Raw genomic sequence first — 15,588 nt, 5'->3', positions numbered from 1 at the left:
GGCCCCGTCCCGCACGGGTGAGCGGGCGCTCGTGAGGAGCCCGGCGCCGTGGCGACTACGCTGAAGGTCAGTGTTTCTCCTTCGAGCTGGAGCGTTCGTGGCCGTCAACCTCGTCAATGTCGAGCAGGTCAGCAAGGTGTACGGCACCCGTGCACTGCTCGACGGTGTGTCCCTCGGCGTGTCCGAGGGGGACCGGATCGGTGTCGTCGGCCGTAACGGAGATGGCAAGACGACCCTCATCCGGATGCTCGCCAAGCTGGAGGAGGCGGACACCGGCCGGGTCACCCACAACGGCGGACTGCGTCTCGGCGTCCTGACCCAGCACGATTCGCTCGACCCGAAGGCCACGATCCGCCACGAGGTCATCGGCGACCTCGCCGACCACGAGTGGGCGGGCAGCGCCAAGATCCGCGATGTGCTGACCGGACTCTTCGGCGGCCTCGACCTGGCCGGCTTCGAGCAGGGTCTGGACACCGTCATCGCCCCGCTCTCCGGTGGCGAGCGCCGCAGGATCGCGCTGGCCAAGCTGCTCATCGCCGAGCAGGACCTGATCGTCCTCGACGAGCCGACCAACCACCTCGACGTCGAGGGCATCTCCTGGCTGGCCGGACACCTGCGCGCCCGCCGCTCCGCACTGGTCTGCGTCACCCACGACCGCTGGTTCCTCGACCAGGTCTGCACCCGCATGTGGGACGTCCAGCGCGGCACGGTCCACGAGTACGAGGGCGGTTACAGCGACTACGTCTTCGCCCGGGCCGAGCGGGAGCGGATCGCGGCCACCGAGGAGTCCAAGCGGCAGAACCTGATGCGCAAGGAGCTGGCCTGGCTGCGGCGCGGAGCCCCCGCCCGCACGTCCAAGCCGCGCTACCGCATCGAGGCGGCCAACGAACTGATCGCCGACGTGCCGCCGCCGCGTGACACGAGCGAGCTGATGAAGTTCGCCAACGCCCGGCTCGGCAAGACCGTCTTCGACCTGGAGGACGTGACCGTCCAGGCAGGCCCCAAGACGCTGCTCACCCACCTCACCTGGCAGCTCGGCCCCGGCGACCGGATCGGTCTCGTGGGCGTCAACGGCGCGGGCAAGACCTCGCTCCTGCGGGCCCTGGCCGAGGCGGCCCGTACGCAGGGCGACGAACAGCCCGCGGCCGGGAAGATCGTCGTCGGCAAGACCGTCAAGCTCGCCTACCTCTCCCAGGAGGTCGCCGAGCTCAACCCGAACCTGCGGGTGCTGGAGGCCGTGCAGCAGGTGCGCGACCGGGTCGACCTCGGCAAGGGCCGGGAGATGACCGCCGGCCAGCTCTGCGAGCAGTTCGGCTTCTCGAAGGAGAAGCAGTGGACCCCGGTCGGCGACCTCTCGGGCGGTGAGCGCCGCCGGCTGCAGATCCTGCGGCTGCTGATGGACGAGCCGAACGTCCTCTTCCTCGACGAGCCCACCAACGACCTCGACATCGAGACCCTGACCCAGCTGGAGGACCTCCTCGACGGCTGGCCCGGGTCCATGATCGTGATCTCCCACGACCGGTTCTTCATCGAGCGGACCACGGACCGGGTGATGGCGCTCCTGGGCGACAAGGCGCTGCGGATGCTGCCGCGCGGGATCGACGAGTACCTTGAGCGCAGGCACCAGCTGGCCGCGTCGGCGCCGCCCGCCGCCGCTCCCGCCGCGAGCGCCCAGGCCGCCGCCCCGGCCCCGGGCGTCTCGCCGCAGGCCGCCCGCGCGGCCAAGAAGGAGCTCCAGAAGGTCGAGCGCCAGCTCGACAAGATGTCGACCCGCGAGACGACCCTGCACGCGCAGATCGCCGACAACGCGACCGACTTCGAGAAGGTCGCGAAGCTGGACGCCGAACTGCGCGAACTGGTCGCGGAACGCGACGTGCTGGAGATGCGCTGGCTGGAACTGGCCGAGGACGCCTGACCGTCCGGGGCCGCCGTCGGGCGTCCCGCCGCGTGGTCCGTACAACTTCCGTGACCGGTGTGGCCGATGAGGCACGTGGGGCGGGTGGTAGAAAGAAACCGCGCCCCGCGTGAGCCGGGCCGCCTCGCACCACCGGCACCGACGGAACGACAACGGAACAGGGGGACGGGCCGATGAGCCAGCCGCCCGGACAACAGCCGCCGCAGGGCGGGTTCGGAGCTCCTTACGACCCGCCGCCCGGGGCGTACCCGCCCCCGGCCGCCCAGCCGCAGCCGACCGGCCCGTACGGACAGCCGGCCGGGCCGTACGGCAACCAGCCAGGCCCGTACGGCAGTCAGCCCGGCCCGTACAACCAGCCGGCGCAAGGCTCCGGGTACGGCTATCCGCCCCAGCAGCAGCCGGGTTACGGCTATCCGCCCCAGCAGCAGCACCACCAGCCGGGTTACGGCTACCCGACGCAGCCTCCGCAGCCCGGCGGGCCGCGGGGCGGCGGCCGGTTCCGCGGCCGGACCGGGATGCTCATCGGCGGCCTGCTCGCGGTGGTGCTCCTGGCGGGCGGCGGCATCTGGCTCGCCACCGGCGACGACGGGGACGACCCGAAGCCCACGGCGAACGGCGGCCACAGCTCCGCGCCGCCGGCCCCTTCCCCCACCGGGAGCGGCGGCAAGGGGGACGACGAGGGCGGCGACACGACCGACCTCCGCGCCGAGGCGGACGCGATCAACGCGAAGCGCAAGGCGGGGGAGGCGAAGGTCCTCTGGCTCCGGAAGGGCGGCGTCGACCTCCCGGAGGGCGGCAGGGACGTCTACGGTCCGTGGTTCGCCGGCGACACCGTCGTCACGGCCATGTACCACACCGTCACCGGCTACTCGGTCACCGACGGCACGGTCAAGTGGAGCGCGCGGCTGCCCACCGAGGCCTGTGCGGCGCCCACGCGGCCCACCGCCGACGGCAAGATCGTCGTGGGCATCGCGCACAGCACCGCGGACGACGCGACCTGCGACAACCTGCAGATGGTCGACCTGCGGACGGGCAAGCTGGGCTGGCGCAAGGGCTACGTCCGCGAGGGCGCCTGGGACGGGCTCTCCGACCTTGCGATGTCGATCAACGGCGACACCGTGACCGTGGGGCGCACCAGCAGGACCGACGCCTTCCGGGTCAGCGACGGCAAGGTGCTGTTCGGGAAACTGCCCGGCAACTGCCAGCCGTTCGGCTTCGCCAGCGGCCCGGTGGCGATCGCGGCGGCCAGTTGTCAGACCGCCGCGGACGACCACAAGGAACACCAGGTGCAGCGGATCGACCCCGCCACCGGCAAGGTGCAGTGGACGTACAAGGTCAAGAAGGGCTGGCAGGTCGAGCAGATCTACTCCGCCGACCCCATCGTGGTCTCGCTCACGCAGGGGAACGCCAAGTGGGGCGTGCTCGTGCTCAACGCCGACGGCACCTACCGCACCCAGCTCTCCGGCGGACCGGCCAACTACCTGCGCAGCTGCGACAAGGACCTGCGCGTCCAGGGGTCCAACCTCGACAGCTGCGTCGGGGTGGCCGCCGGTGGGAACACCTTCTACATGGCGACCGGGCCGGTCGACGCCAAGGCCGGCGCGGGCAACAAGGTCGCCGCCTTCGACCTGTCGACCGGCAGGTTCAAGTGGGCGGTCGCCTCCCCGGCCGACCAGCCCCTGACGCCGCTGCGGACGGAGGGCGGCAAGCTGTTGATGTCGCTCGCGGCGGCCGGGAACAAGGGCGGCGGCATCGCCTCCCTCCCGCCCACGGGCGGCGACTGGGACATGGTGCTGCGGCACCCGGTGGCGGCGGCCCCCCTCGAACGCGACTTCCTCACCCCGTTCGTCTCCTATGTGGACGGACGCTCCTTCTTCACGCACAAGAGGATGAGCGGGATGGACGACGACGAGGTGGAGGCGCGATCCATCGCGGCGTTCGGCGACTGACGGCCGATGAGGCGTAACGGCGGCATCACGGGGCGGTTCTCCCTTGGGAACAGGGGCGGACCGAACCGGAGCCGGTGACGTGCCGGGTGGTAGAAAGAAGCCCCGCTCGACTGACGTGACACTGCGGGATCCATGCCCGATTCGCTCCATTTCGCCGGTGGTTCAGGGGTCTTCGCCGACTCCCGGAGCCGCCGGTGCGATCGCGGGGGAGTCCGGACCGGGCACCGGACCGCATGAAGGGGGACGCGCTGATGACCCAGCCGCCCAGCCAGCAACCGCCGCAGGGAGGCTTCGGCGCTCCGCAGGAGCCGCCGCAGGGGGTTCCTCAGCCGCCGCAGGGCCCGCCGCAGACGCCGCCGCCGGCGCAGCCGCCCCAGGCGCCGGCCGCCCAGCCGGGCTACGGCTACCCCCAGCAGCCGGGTCCGTACGCCCAGCAGCCCGGCCCCTACGGTCAGCAGCAACAGCCCGGCCCCTACGGTCAGCCCCAGCAGCCGGGCCCGTACGGTCAGCAGCAGCCGGGCCCGTACGCCCAGCAGCCGGGGCCCTACGGCCAGCCGCAGCAGCCCGGTTACGGATATCCGCAGCAGCAGTACCCCGGCGCGCCGGCCCCGGTGGGCGCCGGTGGCCGCGGCCCCTTCAAGGGCAAGCCCGCGGTGATCATCGGCGCGGCGGTCGCCGCGCTCCTGGTCGTCGGAGGCGGCGTCTTCCTGCTGTCGAGCGGGGGCGACGACGACAAGAAGCCCGTCGCGAAGAAGAGCGACGAGGCCGTGCAGCCGACCGCCTCGCCCACCGTCGACGAGGGCGACGGCAACGGCACCGGCCGGGAGGGCGACGACGACCTGAACGGCGGGCGCAAGCCCGGCGAGGCGAAGGCGCTCTGGCTCCAGAAGAACGACGTCGACCTGCCGCGCAACGGCGCGGACGTGTACGGGCCGTGGATCGTCGGCGACACCCTCGTCAAGGGCATGTACCGCGCCGTCTCCGGTTACTCGGTGGCCGACGGCAAGCAGAAGTGGACGCTGAAGCTGCCCGCGGACATCTGCTCCGCGCCGGCCCAGACCACCACGGACGGCAAGATCGTCATCGCGGTCAAGAACGGCACGACCGACAAGGCCGACTGCTCCGACCTCCAGCTGATCGACCTCAACACCGGCAAGGCCGGCTGGAAGAAGCCCGTCAAGAGCAGCGGGCTCTTCGACCTGATGTCGGACATCTCCCTGGCCATCAGCGGTAACACCGTGACGGTCGGCCGCACCGGCGCCTCCAACGCGTTCCGGGTGAGCGACGGCAAGGAACTGTTCGGCAAGCGCGACGGCATCTGCCAGCCGTTCGCCTTCGCGGGCGGCCCCCGGCTGATCGCCGCCACCAGCTGCCGCACCGACGACCTCGACAACCCGCAGCACCAGATCGAGCGGGTCGACCCGAACACCGGCAAGCCCCTGTGGACCTACAAGCCCGCACGCGGCTGGGAGGTCGACAAGGTCTACTCGGTGAACCCCCTCATCGTGTCGCTGACCAAGGGCAGCAGCGGCGACGACAAGCAGTGGAGCATCCTCGCGCTCCGGGAGAACGGCACGCTCCGCTCGCAGATCGTCAGCGACAAGGGCGACAAGTTCGCACCTGACTGCGGCGGCGCGTTCGCCGTCTTCGGCCAGCGCCTCGACGGCTGCACCGGTGTCGCGGCCGACGCCAACACCTTCTACATGGCGACGCAGGACGACACCAGCGGCTCCGCCCGCACCAACCAGGTCGTCGCCTTCGACCTGAACACCGGCAAGACGAAGTGGAAGGCGAAGGCCCCGGCCGAGCAGACCATGAAGCCGCTGCGGATGGAGGGCGCGGACGTGCTCCTCTACGTGGACGCCGGTTACAACAAGGGCGGCGGGATCGCCACCCTCGCGCCCTCCGGCGGCAGCCCGAAGATGCTGCTCCAGCACCCGGCGTCGACGGCGCAGATCGAGAGCTCCTTCTGGGACGAGAAGGTGCTCTACGCGGACGGCCGCTCGTTCATCGCGAGCGGGCGGATCAGCGCGAGCAACGACGAGGAGGAGCTGGAGACCAAGACCGTGATGGCCTTCGGCAAGTAACCGCTCCCCACGGCATCCGCAGGAACACCCCGGTCGCGGGCGGCGGCAGACCCGCCCGCGCCCGGCTCCGGCCCACCGACCGACTCCCCTTCTCCCGAGGTACGCAACGCCATGACGCAGCCGCCCCAGCCGCCGCCCCACGACCCGCCGCCCGGTGGTTTCGGCGCCCCGCAGGACCCGCCGCCCGGTGGTTTCGGCGCGCCCCAGGACCCGCCGCCCGGTGGTTTCGGCGCCCCGACACCGCCGCCCGCCGCCCCGTATGGCACGCCACCCGCCACCCCGCCGGCCCCGGGCGGCTACGGCTCGCCGCCCCCTGCGGGCCCGCCCCCGCAGCAGCCCGCCTACGGCTACCCGCAGAGCCCGCCGCAGCAGCCCGGGTACGGGTTCCTGCAGGCGCCCCCGCAGGGCCAGCCGCAGCAGGGATACGGTTTCCCGCCCGGCCAGCCGCCCCAGCAGGGCTACGGCTACCCGACCACCCCGATGCAGCAGCCGTACCAGCCGCAGCAGCCGGGCGGCAACGGGCCGAAGAAGTTCTCCACCCAGTCCCGGATCATCGTCGCCGCGGTGGTCGCCGTGGCGCTGATCGTCGGCGGCGGTGTCTGGTTCGCGTCGAGCGGCGACGACGACAAGAAGGAGGAGGCCTCCAGTTCCGCCGGCACCACCGGGGGCGGGGGCGAGGACAAGGGCGGTTCGGACACCCCCGGCGGCGGGGGCAAGGAGAAGGCCCCGGCCGACGTCAAGGCCCAGGTCGGCTTCCAGCTCCCACAGCCCAAGGTCACCGACGTCACGACGGTCGCGGGCTCCTGGCTCACCGACAAGGCGTACGTGAAGACGGGCGTCAACGAGATCGTCGGCTACGACCTGGCCAAGGGCACGAAGCTCTGGTCGATCCCGCTGGCTGGTCAACTGTGCGCCGCCTCACGGCACATGACCAAGGACTTCAGGACGGCCGTCGCCTTCGAGGAGGGCAAGCGGTCCGCGACCGACAAGTACCCCTCCTGCAACCAGGTGGGCGCCCTCGACCTGAACACCGGCAAGCTCCTGTGGAGCAAGTCGGTGACCGCGGCCACCGGCGGTGACCGCCCGGTCCGCTTCGACGAGGTCACCCTCAGCGGCACCACGGTCGCGGCCGGCGGCACCGAGGGCGGCGCGGCCTTCGACCTGAACACCGGCGCCGAGCGCTGGAAGCCGAAGGTCAGCACCGACGGCTGCTACGACAAGGGGTACGGCGGCGGCGAGGCACTCGCCGTGGTCCGCAAGTGCGGTACGTACGACGACCCGCAGCTCATCATCCAGGCCCTGAACCCGACCACGGGGGCCCCGCTCTCCTCGTACAAGATGCCGCCCGGCGTCGACTACGCGAGCATCGTCTCCACCAAGCCGCTGGTCGTCGCCGCCGACGTCGGTGACACCGCGGGTGACGGCAGCGGCATCTCGGACTTCTTCTCGATCGACGCGGCCAGCGGCAAGCTGCTCACCCGGATCGCGGCGGACGGCGACAAGTACGCGGCGAGCTGCCGCTCCACCAAGGTGGAGAGCTGCCAGCACCTCGCCGTCGGCAACAACCGCGTCTACGTGCCCACCGAGGAGCACGAGGGCACCGGGGACTACGGCAACACCAACGAGATCGTGTCGTTCGACCTGACCACCGGCAAGCAGACCGGTGACCGGGCCGACGCCGGTGACCGTTACTCGATGTTCCCCGTCCGCATGGACGGCGGCAACATCATCGCGTACAAGGAGCCCCCCTACGACAAGGGCGGCCAGGTCGTCTCCATCGACGGCGCCACGTTCAAGCAGACCGTGCTGATGGACAACCCCGGCGACGAGTCCGTGCGCGACGCGGAGACCAGCTTCTCCTCGGATTACGCCGAATACCTGTACGCCGGCGGCAAGTTGTTCATCTCGGAGACGATGGTCAGCAAGCCGCGGACGAGTTCGCTGGACGACAAGGAGTACCTCGTCGTCTCGTTCAGCACGAGCTGACCGCCCGCGACACGCGTGAGGGGGTGGAGCCGGCCGGCTCCACCCCCTCACGCGTGTCCTGCCCGAAAAGGATCAGGAGTTGGTGCTGTCGTCGAACGCCGGGTACATGATGCCGGACGAGACGCACTTCAGGATCGTGCTGCCCTCCATCTGGCACAGCTCGATCCGCGCCGTGCTGATCCAGCCACCCGGGTTGGCGTAACTGGTCGCGCCCCAGGCCGTTCCGGCGCCGGTGGAGACCCGGTGGATCGGGAAGTAGTGGGTGCCGGCGTCGCCGGTGGTGATCAGACGCACGCCCACCGAATGACCGTCGGCGTCCTTGTCCTTCACGTACAGGTAGAGCGGGTCGAGCTTGTACGGGTTGAGCCGCCAGGCGGCCTGCACCTCGGCGTATCCCCACGTGGTGGAGACGTCCTCGGCGGTGACGTTGGAAGCGGCGGCGGCCGTACCGGTGAACGCGGGCCCCGCCAGAACGGCACACGCGGCAGCGGAGACGAGCAGAGTCTTCTTGAAGCGCAAGGTTCCCCCAGGAGGTGATCCGTAACGGACAGAGTGCAGGTTACAACAGGCTGAATTCGGCCATGATGAGCCATCAACTCGCCCTGAAGGCAACCGAAGTCAGCTATCTCGATCCTTCTGTCCGCTAAGACACCCGCCGCCTCGAACAAGCGTGTAACTTGCCGGGTCTAGAGAGGGCCGGGGGGCCTGCCGGTGCTATGGGGGGTTGCTCGATGGGCGTGCGGCTCATGGTGATCGATGACCACCGACTGCTCGCCGAGGCGCTCGCCTCGGCACTGAGACTGCGCGGGCACCGGGTGCTCGCCGCCGCCGCGCCCACCTCGGGGGCGGCGGATCTGGTCGTCAGCAGGGGACCGGAGATCTGCCTGTTCGGTACGGCGGCACCCGCCGAACCGGGCACCTTCGACCCGGTCGTCAGGATCAGGCGTGAGCGCCCGCAGACCGCCGTGGTGGTCCTCGGCCCGGTGCCCAGCCCGCGCGGCATCGCGGCCGCCTTCGCGGCCGGCGCCGCCGGGTACGTCCGGCACGACGAACGCATCGAGGGCGTCGAGCGGGCGATGGTCAAGGCGCGCGCCGGTGAGACGGCGATCGCGCCGCAGCTGCTCCAGGGCGCCTTCGCCGAGCTGCTCAACCCGGCGGCGCAGCCGGACGACGAGGGCAGGCGGCTGCTGCTGATGCTGACCCCGCGGGAGGTCGAGGTCCTGGTGCGGGTCGCCGAGGGCGAGGACACCCGGCTGATCGCGGCCGGGATGCGGATCGCACCCAGCACCGCCCGTACCCATGTGCAGCGCGTGCTGATGAAGCTCGGCGTCGGCTCCCGGCTGGAGGCGGCGGCGCTCGCCGCCCGTACCGGGCTGCTGGACCGGGCGGCCCTCGGGACGCCGCAGGGGCCGGACGCCGTCGGCTGACGGTGTCCGGCCCCTGCCGGTGGTCACGGGCGCTTCAGCTGCCGGGCGCGTCCGTGGTCTCCGGCGCGGCGGCCGGCGGCTGGACCGGGCGCAGCTTCAGCCAGACGAGGAAGAACAGCCCGAGGACCAGCATGGCGAGCCCGGTCCACAGGTTGATGTGGACGCCCTCGGCCTTCTTCAGGTCCGCGTCGGACGGGTTGATCCCGGCGATGGTGACGATGATCCCGTAGACGACGAAGAGGCCGCCGATGATCCGCCGGATGTCGAACAGCCGGGCCGCCGTGGCGGACTTCTGCTCCAGGTCGGAGACTTCCTTGTGCAGGTCGGACATGGTGGGTGACTCCGATCAGAACGAGTAGGGGACGTAGCACAGGGCGGCGAGCACGATCGCGCCCCAGCCCAGCAGCGCGGGCCTGCGGTACCAGGCGTCGTCGCCCTCCTCGGGCACCTCGTCGGCGTCCGGGGTCTCGGTTCCGTAGACGAGCCCGGCCAGTTCGGCCTCGGGCTTGGGAGCCGTGAACAGGGTGACGGCGACCATGACGACCGCGCCGGCGACGAAGCCGACGATCGCGGAGACGAAGTTCGCTCCCTGGTCGGTCGGGATGTCGATGACACCCTGCTTGTAGATCACGAAGTAGTTGATCATCGCGGCGGTGGTGCCCGCGACCAGACCCCAGACGCCCGACTTCATCGAGGCGCGCTTCCAGAACATGCCGATGATGAAGACGACGAACATCGGGACGTTGAAGAAGGAGAACAGCGTCTGGAGGTAGCTCATGATGTTGGAGAAGCTGGCGGCGATGAACGCCGTGCCGATGGAGGCCAGCACCCCGAGCGCCGTGATCAGCCGGCCGAAGCGCAGGTAGTACGCGTCCGGGCGGTCCTTCTTCACGTAGCGGGCCCAGATGTCCGTGGTGAACACGGTGTTGAACGAGGAGACGTTGGCGGCCATGCCGGCCATGAACGCGGCCAGCAGACCCGTCACCGCGATGCCGAGCACGCCGTTGGGCAGCAGCTCCTGCATCAGCAGCGGGATCGCGTCGTTGTAGGTCAGGTCCGAGCCCGGGGTGCCGATCTTCGGTACGAGGACGGCGGCGACCAGGCCCGGGATCATCACCAGGAAGACGATGAAGATCTTCGGGAACGCGGCGATCAGCGGGGTGCGCTGCGCGGCCGAGAGGTTCTTCGCGGACAGGGCGCGCTGCACCTCGGCGAAGTTGGTGGTCCAGTAGCCGAACGAGAGCACGAAGCCGAGGCCCAGGATGATCGTCAGCCAGTTGGCGCCGAGCGGGTTGGCGTCACCGATGCCCGTGCCGCCCCAGGCGGACAGGAAGTCCTGGCCGTGGCTCTTCTCCAGCGAACCGGTCAGCCCGTCCCAGCCGCCGACGCGCTTGAGACCCAGCAGGGTCAGCGGGATCAGTGCGGCGAGGATGACGAAGAACTGCAGGACCTCGTTGTAGATCGCGGAGGAGAGCCCGCCGATCGTGATGTAGATCAGCACGAAGAGGCCGGCGACCACGATCGCGACCCACTGGGGCCAGCCGAGGAGCGCCTCCACGACGATCGACAGGGCGTACAGGTTGACGCCCGCGATCAGGATCGCCGCGAAGGCGAAGAGTATGGAGCTCAGCAGGTGCGCCGACCTGTCGAAGCGCTGGAGGAGGAACTCCGGTACGGAGCGCACCTTCGACCGGTAGTAGAAGGGCATCATCACGAGGCCCAGGAAGACCATGGCGGGGATGGCGCCGATCCAGTACCAGTGGACGACCGCGACGCCGTACTGCGCGCCGGTCGCCGCCATGCCGAGGATCTCGGTGGCGCCGAGGTTCGCCGCGACGAAGGCCAGACCGGTCACCCACGCGGGCAGCGACCGACCGGACAGGAAGAAGTCGAGGCTCGTCTTCACGCTCGCCCGGGCGGCGAAGCCGATGCCGAGGACGACGGCGAAGTAGATCGCCAGGATCGTGTAGTCGAGCCCGTTCGTGGGGAGCCGGAGCCCTGCAGCCAGATATTGCATGTGGGGGTACTCGCTTCTTTGCGCGAACTGAACCCGAAGGAAACTACGCTCTTGTGTTCAGAAACTGAACACTTCCGATGCAGTTCTTTGTTGGATTGTGATCGTATTGCCTCGTACTCCGTCCTCAACCCCGCGAGATTCCCGGCACGGCCACCGACGGCGACTCATTGACGCGTCTGTTGATTTGTGGTTCATTGTGTTTGGTTCTGTTTGGGAGGAGTCTGGTGAAGAAGACGGTTACGACGCTCGCCGACGGCCGGGAGCTGATCTACTACGACAGCCGTGACGACGTCGTGCGCGACGCGGTCGACCGGCGTCCGCTGGACCCCGTCTCCACCTCCTCCGAGGTGCGCCGGGACCCGCTCCTCGGCGACAGCGTCGCCATCGCCTCGCACCGCCAGGGCCGCATCTACCACCCCCCGGCCGACGAGTGCCCCCTCTGCCCCTCGCGCGAGGGCCGGCAGAGCGAGATCCCGGAGCCGGACTACGACGTCGCCGTCTTCGAGAACCGCTTTCCCTCGCTCGCCGGCGACTCCGGCCGCTGCGAGGTCGTCTGCTTCACCTCCGACCACGACGCGTCCTTCGCCGACCTCACCGAGGAGCAGGCCGCGCTCGTCCTGGAGGCGTGGACCGACCGCACCGCCGAGCTCGCCGAGCTTCCGCAGGTCACGCAGGTGTTCTGCTTCGAGAACCGGGGCGCCGAGATCGGCGTCACGCTCGGCCACCCGCACGGCCAGATCTACGGCTACCCCTTCGTCACCCCCCGCACCCAGCTGATGCTCCGCTCCGCGGCGGCCCACCGCGCCGAGACGGGCGGCAACCTCTTCGACGACGTGGTGGCCCGCGAGGAGGCGGACGGTTCGCGGATCGTGCTCGCCACGGAGCACTGGGTGGCCTTCGTGCCCTACGCGGCGCACTGGCCGTACGAGGTCCATCTCCACCCGCGCCACCGCGTCCCCGACCTGCTGGGACTCGACGAGGCGGCCCGCACGCAGTTCCCACAGGTCTATCTGGAACTCTTGAGGCGATTCGACCGGATCTTCGGCCCCGGCGAGCCGCCGACCCCGTACATCTCCGCCTGGCACCAGGCGCCGTTCGGAGTCGACGGCCGGGAGGACTTCGGGCTCCATCTGGAGCTTTTCACCATCCGACGCACCTCCGGCAAGCTGAAGTTCCTCGCGGGTTCCGAATCCGGCATGAGCGTGTTCATCAACGACGTGCCGCCGGAGACCGCGGCCCAGCGACTGCGAGAGGTAGCGAGCGAGTGAGCAAGTCCCCGAAGAAGTACCTGGTGACCGGCGGCGCGGGATACGTGGGCAGCGTGGTCGCCCAGCACCTGCTGGAGGCGGGGCACGCCGTCACCGTCCTCGACGACCTCTCCACCGGCTTCCGGGAGGGCGTTCCGGCCGGCGCCGGCTTCATCGAAGGCCGCATCCAGGACGCGGCCAAGTGGCTGGACGCCTCCTACGACGGGGTGCTGCACTTCGCCGCGTACTCCCAGGTCGGCGAGTCCGTCACCGACCCGGAGAAGTACTGGGTCAACAACGTCGGCGGGTCCACCGCGCTGCTCGCCGCGATGCGCGACGCCGGGGTGCGCACCCTGGTCTTCTCCTCCACCGCCGCCACCTACGGCGAACCGGTCTCCAGCCCCATCACCGAGGCCGACCCCACCGCCCCGACCAGCCCGTACGGCGCCACCAAGCTCGCCGTCGACCACATGATCACCGGTGAGGCGGCCGCCCACGGCCTGGCCGCGGTCTCGCTGCGCTACTTCAACGTGGCCGGGGCGTACGGCAGCTGCGGTGAGCGGCACAGCCCCGAGTCCCACCTCATCCCGCTGGTCCTCCAGGTCGCGCTCGGGCAGCGCGAGTCGATCTCCGTCTACGGTGACGACTACCCCACCCCCGACGGCACGTGCGTCCGCGACTACATCCACGTCGCCGACCTCGCCGAGGCCCACCTGCTGGCCCTGGAGGCCGCCACCGCGGGCGAGCACCTGATCTGCAACCTCGGCAACGGCAACGGCTTCTCGGTCCGCGAGGTCATCGAGACGGTCCGCCGGGTCACCGGCCACCCGGTCCCCGAGACCGTGGCCCCGCGCCGCGGCGGCGACCCGGCCGTCCTCGTCGCCTCCGCCGCCACCGCCCGGGAGCGCCTCGGCTGGCAGCCGTCCCGCGCCGACCTGGCCGCCATCGTCTCCGACGCCTGGACGTTCGCCCGCCGAGAGGAGCCCACCGCACCATGACCGACCTCACCGAGCCGGTAGCCGCAGCCACCGAGCCGACCGACGCTTCCGCCGACCTGACCGCCTCCTTCACCGCGCTGTACGGGGCCGCGCCCGAGGGGGTCTGGGCCGCTCCCGGCCGGGTCAACCTGATCGGCGAGTACACCGACTTCAACGACGGCTTCGTGATGCCGCTCGCGCTGCCGCACACCGCACGGGCCGCCGTCGCCCGGCGCACCGACGGCGAGCTGCGGCTCCACTCCACCGATGTGCCCGGCGGCGTCGTCCAGCTCCGCGTCGACGAGCTGACCCCGCGTTCCGGCCACGGCTGGGCCGCCTACCCGGCCGGCGTCGTCTGGGCGCTGCGCGAGGCCGGACACGCGATCACCGGCGCCGACATCCAGCTGTCCTCCACCGTCCCCACCGGCGCCGGGCTCTCCTCGTCCGCCGCCCTCGAAGTGGTGACCGGGCTCGCCCTGAACGACCTCTTCGGGCTCGGCCTCGCCCCGGCCGAGCTAGCGGTCCTCGCCCAGCGCGCCGAGAACGCGTTCGTCGGCGTCCCCTGCGGCGTCATGGACCAGATGGCGTCGGCCTGCTGCACCGACGGCCACGCCCTGCACCTGGACACCCGCGACCTCACCCAGCGCCAGGTCCCCTTCGACCTGGCCGCGCACGGGCTGCGGCTCCTGGTCGTCGACACCCGCGTCAAGCACGCGCTCGGCGACGGCGCGTACGCGGAGCGGCGGGCCGGCTGCGAGGAGGGCGCCCGCCTGCTCGGACTGCGGACCCTGCGCGAGCTTCCGTACGAGGGCCTGGGCGCCGCGCTCGGCCGGCTGGCCGACGCCGGCGCGGACGAGTCCGTCGTGCGCTACGTACGCCATGTGGTCGGCGACAACCAGCGCGTCGAGCAGGTCATCGCCCTCCTCGACGCGGGTGACGTGCGCGCGGCCGGCCCGGTCCTCACGGCCGGACACCTCTCGCTCCGCGACGATCTGCGGGTCTCCTGCGTGGAGTTGGACCTGGTCGTCGAGACGGCGAACGCGGCCGGGGCGCTCGGCGCGCGCATGACCGGCGGCGGCTTCGGCGGCTCGGCGATCGTGCTCGTGGAGGAGGCGCGGGCGGACGCGGTCACCAAGTCCGTGCACGAGGCGTTCGCTTCGGCGGGCTACTCGGCGCCGGGCGTCTTCCCCGCGGTGCCGTCCGCGGGGGCCCGCCGGCTCGTCTGATCCCGGGCGGTCCGGTCAGGGGTGCGCCCCCGGCCGGACCGGCCCGAGCTCCTTGACGAGGGTGAACTCGGTGATGCCCGGCGGGTAGTTCTCGACCCGCCCCCGCTCCTCGTACCCGTGCTTGCGGTAGAAGCCGGGGGCCTGGAAGTCCCAGGTCTCCACCCGGGAGCGGGCACAGGAACGGTCCGTGCGGGCCACCCGTTCCGCCTCGGTGAGCAGGCGTGAACCCAGACCGGACCCCCGGTGGCGGGTGTCGACCCAGAGCAGGTCCACATGGAGCCAGTGGGCCCAGGTACGGCCGGTCAGCCCCGCGGCGACCACGCCGTCGGTGTCCAGCGCCCAGACCTCCAGCGGTACTTCGAGCGCGGCGGACGTGTCGCGCAGGGCGCGGAGCCGCGGTGAGCGTGCCGTGTTGTCGTCACGCAGCCACTTGGTCAGCAGCTGACGTCGTTCTTTGTCCACTTCTGTCTCAAGACGGAACATGGACCACACACTAGGACCCGACTGACCGTCAGTTCTGCGATTCTCCTTCCCCCCGGGGCCGCCGCCCGTACCCTGATGCACAGCACCGGTGGGGGCCGGTGCTGATTCAGGGGTACGAGACAGCCGGGTGCGACGCCCGGGCGGGGTGGCAGTCGGTACACGGCGGCGGCCGTGGACTGCGGTTCGACTCTCCGTCCGGGCGCCGCACCCGTGCCGGTCCGCCCCCGCCGGGCGCCGCGGGTCGCGAGCGCCCCAGAACGCACAGCATGGGGGT

At 70.9% G+C, this 15,588-nt stretch carries 12 protein-coding genes; 8 read left to right on the top strand and 4 right to left on the bottom strand.

The window, feature by feature from the left end; genetic code table 11:
* Positions 1 to 97 precede the first annotated feature (97 nt).
* The 4 genes from ABZ454_RS05905 to ABZ454_RS05890 all read left to right on the top strand — a co-directional run bounded on the left by ABZ454_RS05905 (position 98) and on the right by ABZ454_RS05890 (position 7,937).
* Entirely contained in the window at positions 98 to 1,915 is a 1,818-nt protein-coding gene (locus ABZ454_RS05905) for an ABC-F family ATP-binding cassette domain-containing protein (RefSeq protein WP_356317962.1), read from the top strand.
* Between the two features lie 173 nt (positions 1,916 to 2,088).
* Positions 2,089 to 3,864 carry a PQQ-binding-like beta-propeller repeat protein gene (locus tag ABZ454_RS05900; protein ID WP_359536260.1) on the top strand — a complete coding sequence of 592 codons (1,776 nt, stop codon included), beginning with the start codon at positions 2,089 to 2,091 and terminating at the stop codon, positions 3,862 to 3,864.
* A 251-nt stretch (positions 3,865 to 4,115) separates the two neighbouring features.
* A complete protein-coding gene (locus tag ABZ454_RS05895) occupies positions 4,116 to 5,951 on the top strand; it encodes a PQQ-binding-like beta-propeller repeat protein (RefSeq protein ID WP_359536259.1) in 1,836 nt (611 codons plus the stop codon).
* 111 nt (positions 5,952 to 6,062) lie between these two features.
* Positions 6,063 to 7,937, top strand: coding sequence for a PQQ-binding-like beta-propeller repeat protein (locus ABZ454_RS05890; RefSeq protein ID WP_359536258.1), 1,875 nt, complete (start codon positions 6,063 to 6,065; stop codon positions 7,935 to 7,937).
* 72 nt (positions 7,938 to 8,009) lie between these two features.
* Here ABZ454_RS05890 and ABZ454_RS05885 read toward each other — a convergent pair whose 3' ends face one another.
* Positions 8,010 to 8,456, bottom strand: a complete 447-nt coding sequence (locus ABZ454_RS05885) for a hypothetical protein (protein WP_356322366.1) — start codon at positions 8,454 to 8,456, stop codon at positions 8,010 to 8,012.
* Positions 8,457 to 8,668: 212 nt separating this feature from the next.
* Between ABZ454_RS05885 and ABZ454_RS05880 the strand changes: the two genes are divergently transcribed.
* Positions 8,669 to 9,364 carry a LuxR C-terminal-related transcriptional regulator gene (locus ABZ454_RS05880; protein WP_356322365.1) on the top strand — a complete coding sequence of 232 codons (696 nt, stop codon included), beginning with the start codon at positions 8,669 to 8,671 and terminating at the stop codon, positions 9,362 to 9,364.
* A gap of 34 nt (positions 9,365 to 9,398) precedes the next feature.
* Here the strand turns inward: ABZ454_RS05880 and ABZ454_RS05875 are convergent, their stop codons facing one another.
* Both ABZ454_RS05875 and ABZ454_RS05870 read right to left on the bottom strand, forming a co-directional pair.
* A complete protein-coding gene (locus tag ABZ454_RS05875) occupies positions 9,399 to 9,695 on the bottom strand; it encodes a hypothetical protein (protein ID WP_359536257.1) in 297 nt (98 codons plus the stop codon).
* 15 nt (positions 9,696 to 9,710) lie between these two features.
* Positions 9,711 to 11,381 (bottom strand): sodium:solute symporter family protein, encoded by a 1,671-nt coding sequence (locus ABZ454_RS05870; RefSeq protein ID WP_359536256.1) that lies wholly within the window; start codon positions 11,379 to 11,381, stop codon positions 9,711 to 9,713.
* Positions 11,382 to 11,605: 224 nt separating this feature from the next.
* Between ABZ454_RS05870 and galT the strand changes: the two genes are divergently transcribed.
* From galT to galK, 3 genes are read left to right on the top strand one after another with little or no spacing between them, the layout of a single operon-like run.
* Positions 11,606 to 12,649: a galactose-1-phosphate uridylyltransferase gene (gene galT, locus ABZ454_RS05865; RefSeq protein WP_356322362.1), complete on the top strand. Its 1,044-nt coding sequence runs from the start codon at positions 11,606 to 11,608 to the stop codon at positions 12,647 to 12,649.
* Positions 12,646 to 13,626 carry a UDP-glucose 4-epimerase GalE gene (gene galE, locus ABZ454_RS05860; protein ID WP_356322361.1) on the top strand — a complete coding sequence of 327 codons (981 nt, stop codon included), beginning with the start codon at positions 12,646 to 12,648 and terminating at the stop codon, positions 13,624 to 13,626. Before galT ends, galE begins: the two co-directional genes overlap by 4 nt.
* Positions 13,623 to 14,831 (top strand): galactokinase, encoded by a 1,209-nt coding sequence (gene galK, locus ABZ454_RS05855; protein WP_359536255.1) that lies wholly within the window; start codon positions 13,623 to 13,625, stop codon positions 14,829 to 14,831. Before galE ends, galK begins: the two co-directional genes overlap by 4 nt.
* Before the next feature lie 15 nt (positions 14,832 to 14,846).
* Here galK and ABZ454_RS05850 read toward each other — a convergent pair whose 3' ends face one another.
* Complete coding sequence (locus ABZ454_RS05850; RefSeq protein WP_356322359.1) at positions 14,847 to 15,314, bottom strand: GNAT family N-acetyltransferase; 468 nt, start codon at positions 15,312 to 15,314, stop codon at positions 14,847 to 14,849.
* Between the last annotated feature and the right edge of the window lie 274 nt (positions 15,315 to 15,588).

It is taken from the genome of Streptomyces sp. NPDC005803 (assembly GCF_040630435.1).
GTDB lineage: Bacteria > Actinomycetota > Actinomycetes > Streptomycetales > Streptomycetaceae > Streptomyces.
Note: the sequence above shows the minus strand (reverse complement) of the source record. Positions and strands in the feature narration are given on the sequence as shown.

Coding starts and splice junctions, on each gene's coding strand:
- ABZ454_RS05900 (WP_359536260.1), top strand. CDS start 2,089: ATGAGCCAGCCGCCCGGACAACAGCCGCCGCAGGGCGGGTTCGGAGCT.
- ABZ454_RS05895 (WP_359536259.1), top strand. CDS start 4,116: ATGACCCAGCCGCCCAGCCAGCAACCGCCGCAGGGAGGCTTCGGCGCT.
- ABZ454_RS05890 (WP_359536258.1), top strand. CDS start 6,063: ATGACGCAGCCGCCCCAGCCGCCGCCCCACGACCCGCCGCCCGGTGGT.
- ABZ454_RS05880 (WP_356322365.1), top strand. CDS start 8,669: ATGGGCGTGCGGCTCATGGTGATCGATGACCACCGACTGCTCGCCGAG.
- ABZ454_RS05875 (WP_359536257.1), bottom strand. CDS start 9,695: ATGTCCGACCTGCACAAGGAAGTCTCCGACCTGGAGCAGAAGTCCGCC.
- ABZ454_RS05870 (WP_359536256.1), bottom strand. CDS start 11,381: ATGCAATATCTGGCTGCAGGGCTCCGGCTCCCCACGAACGGGCTCGAC.
- galK (WP_359536255.1), top strand. CDS start 13,623: ATGACCGACCTCACCGAGCCGGTAGCCGCAGCCACCGAGCCGACCGAC.
- ABZ454_RS05850 (WP_356322359.1), bottom strand. CDS start 15,314: ATGTTCCGTCTTGAGACAGAAGTGGACAAAGAACGACGTCAGCTGCTG.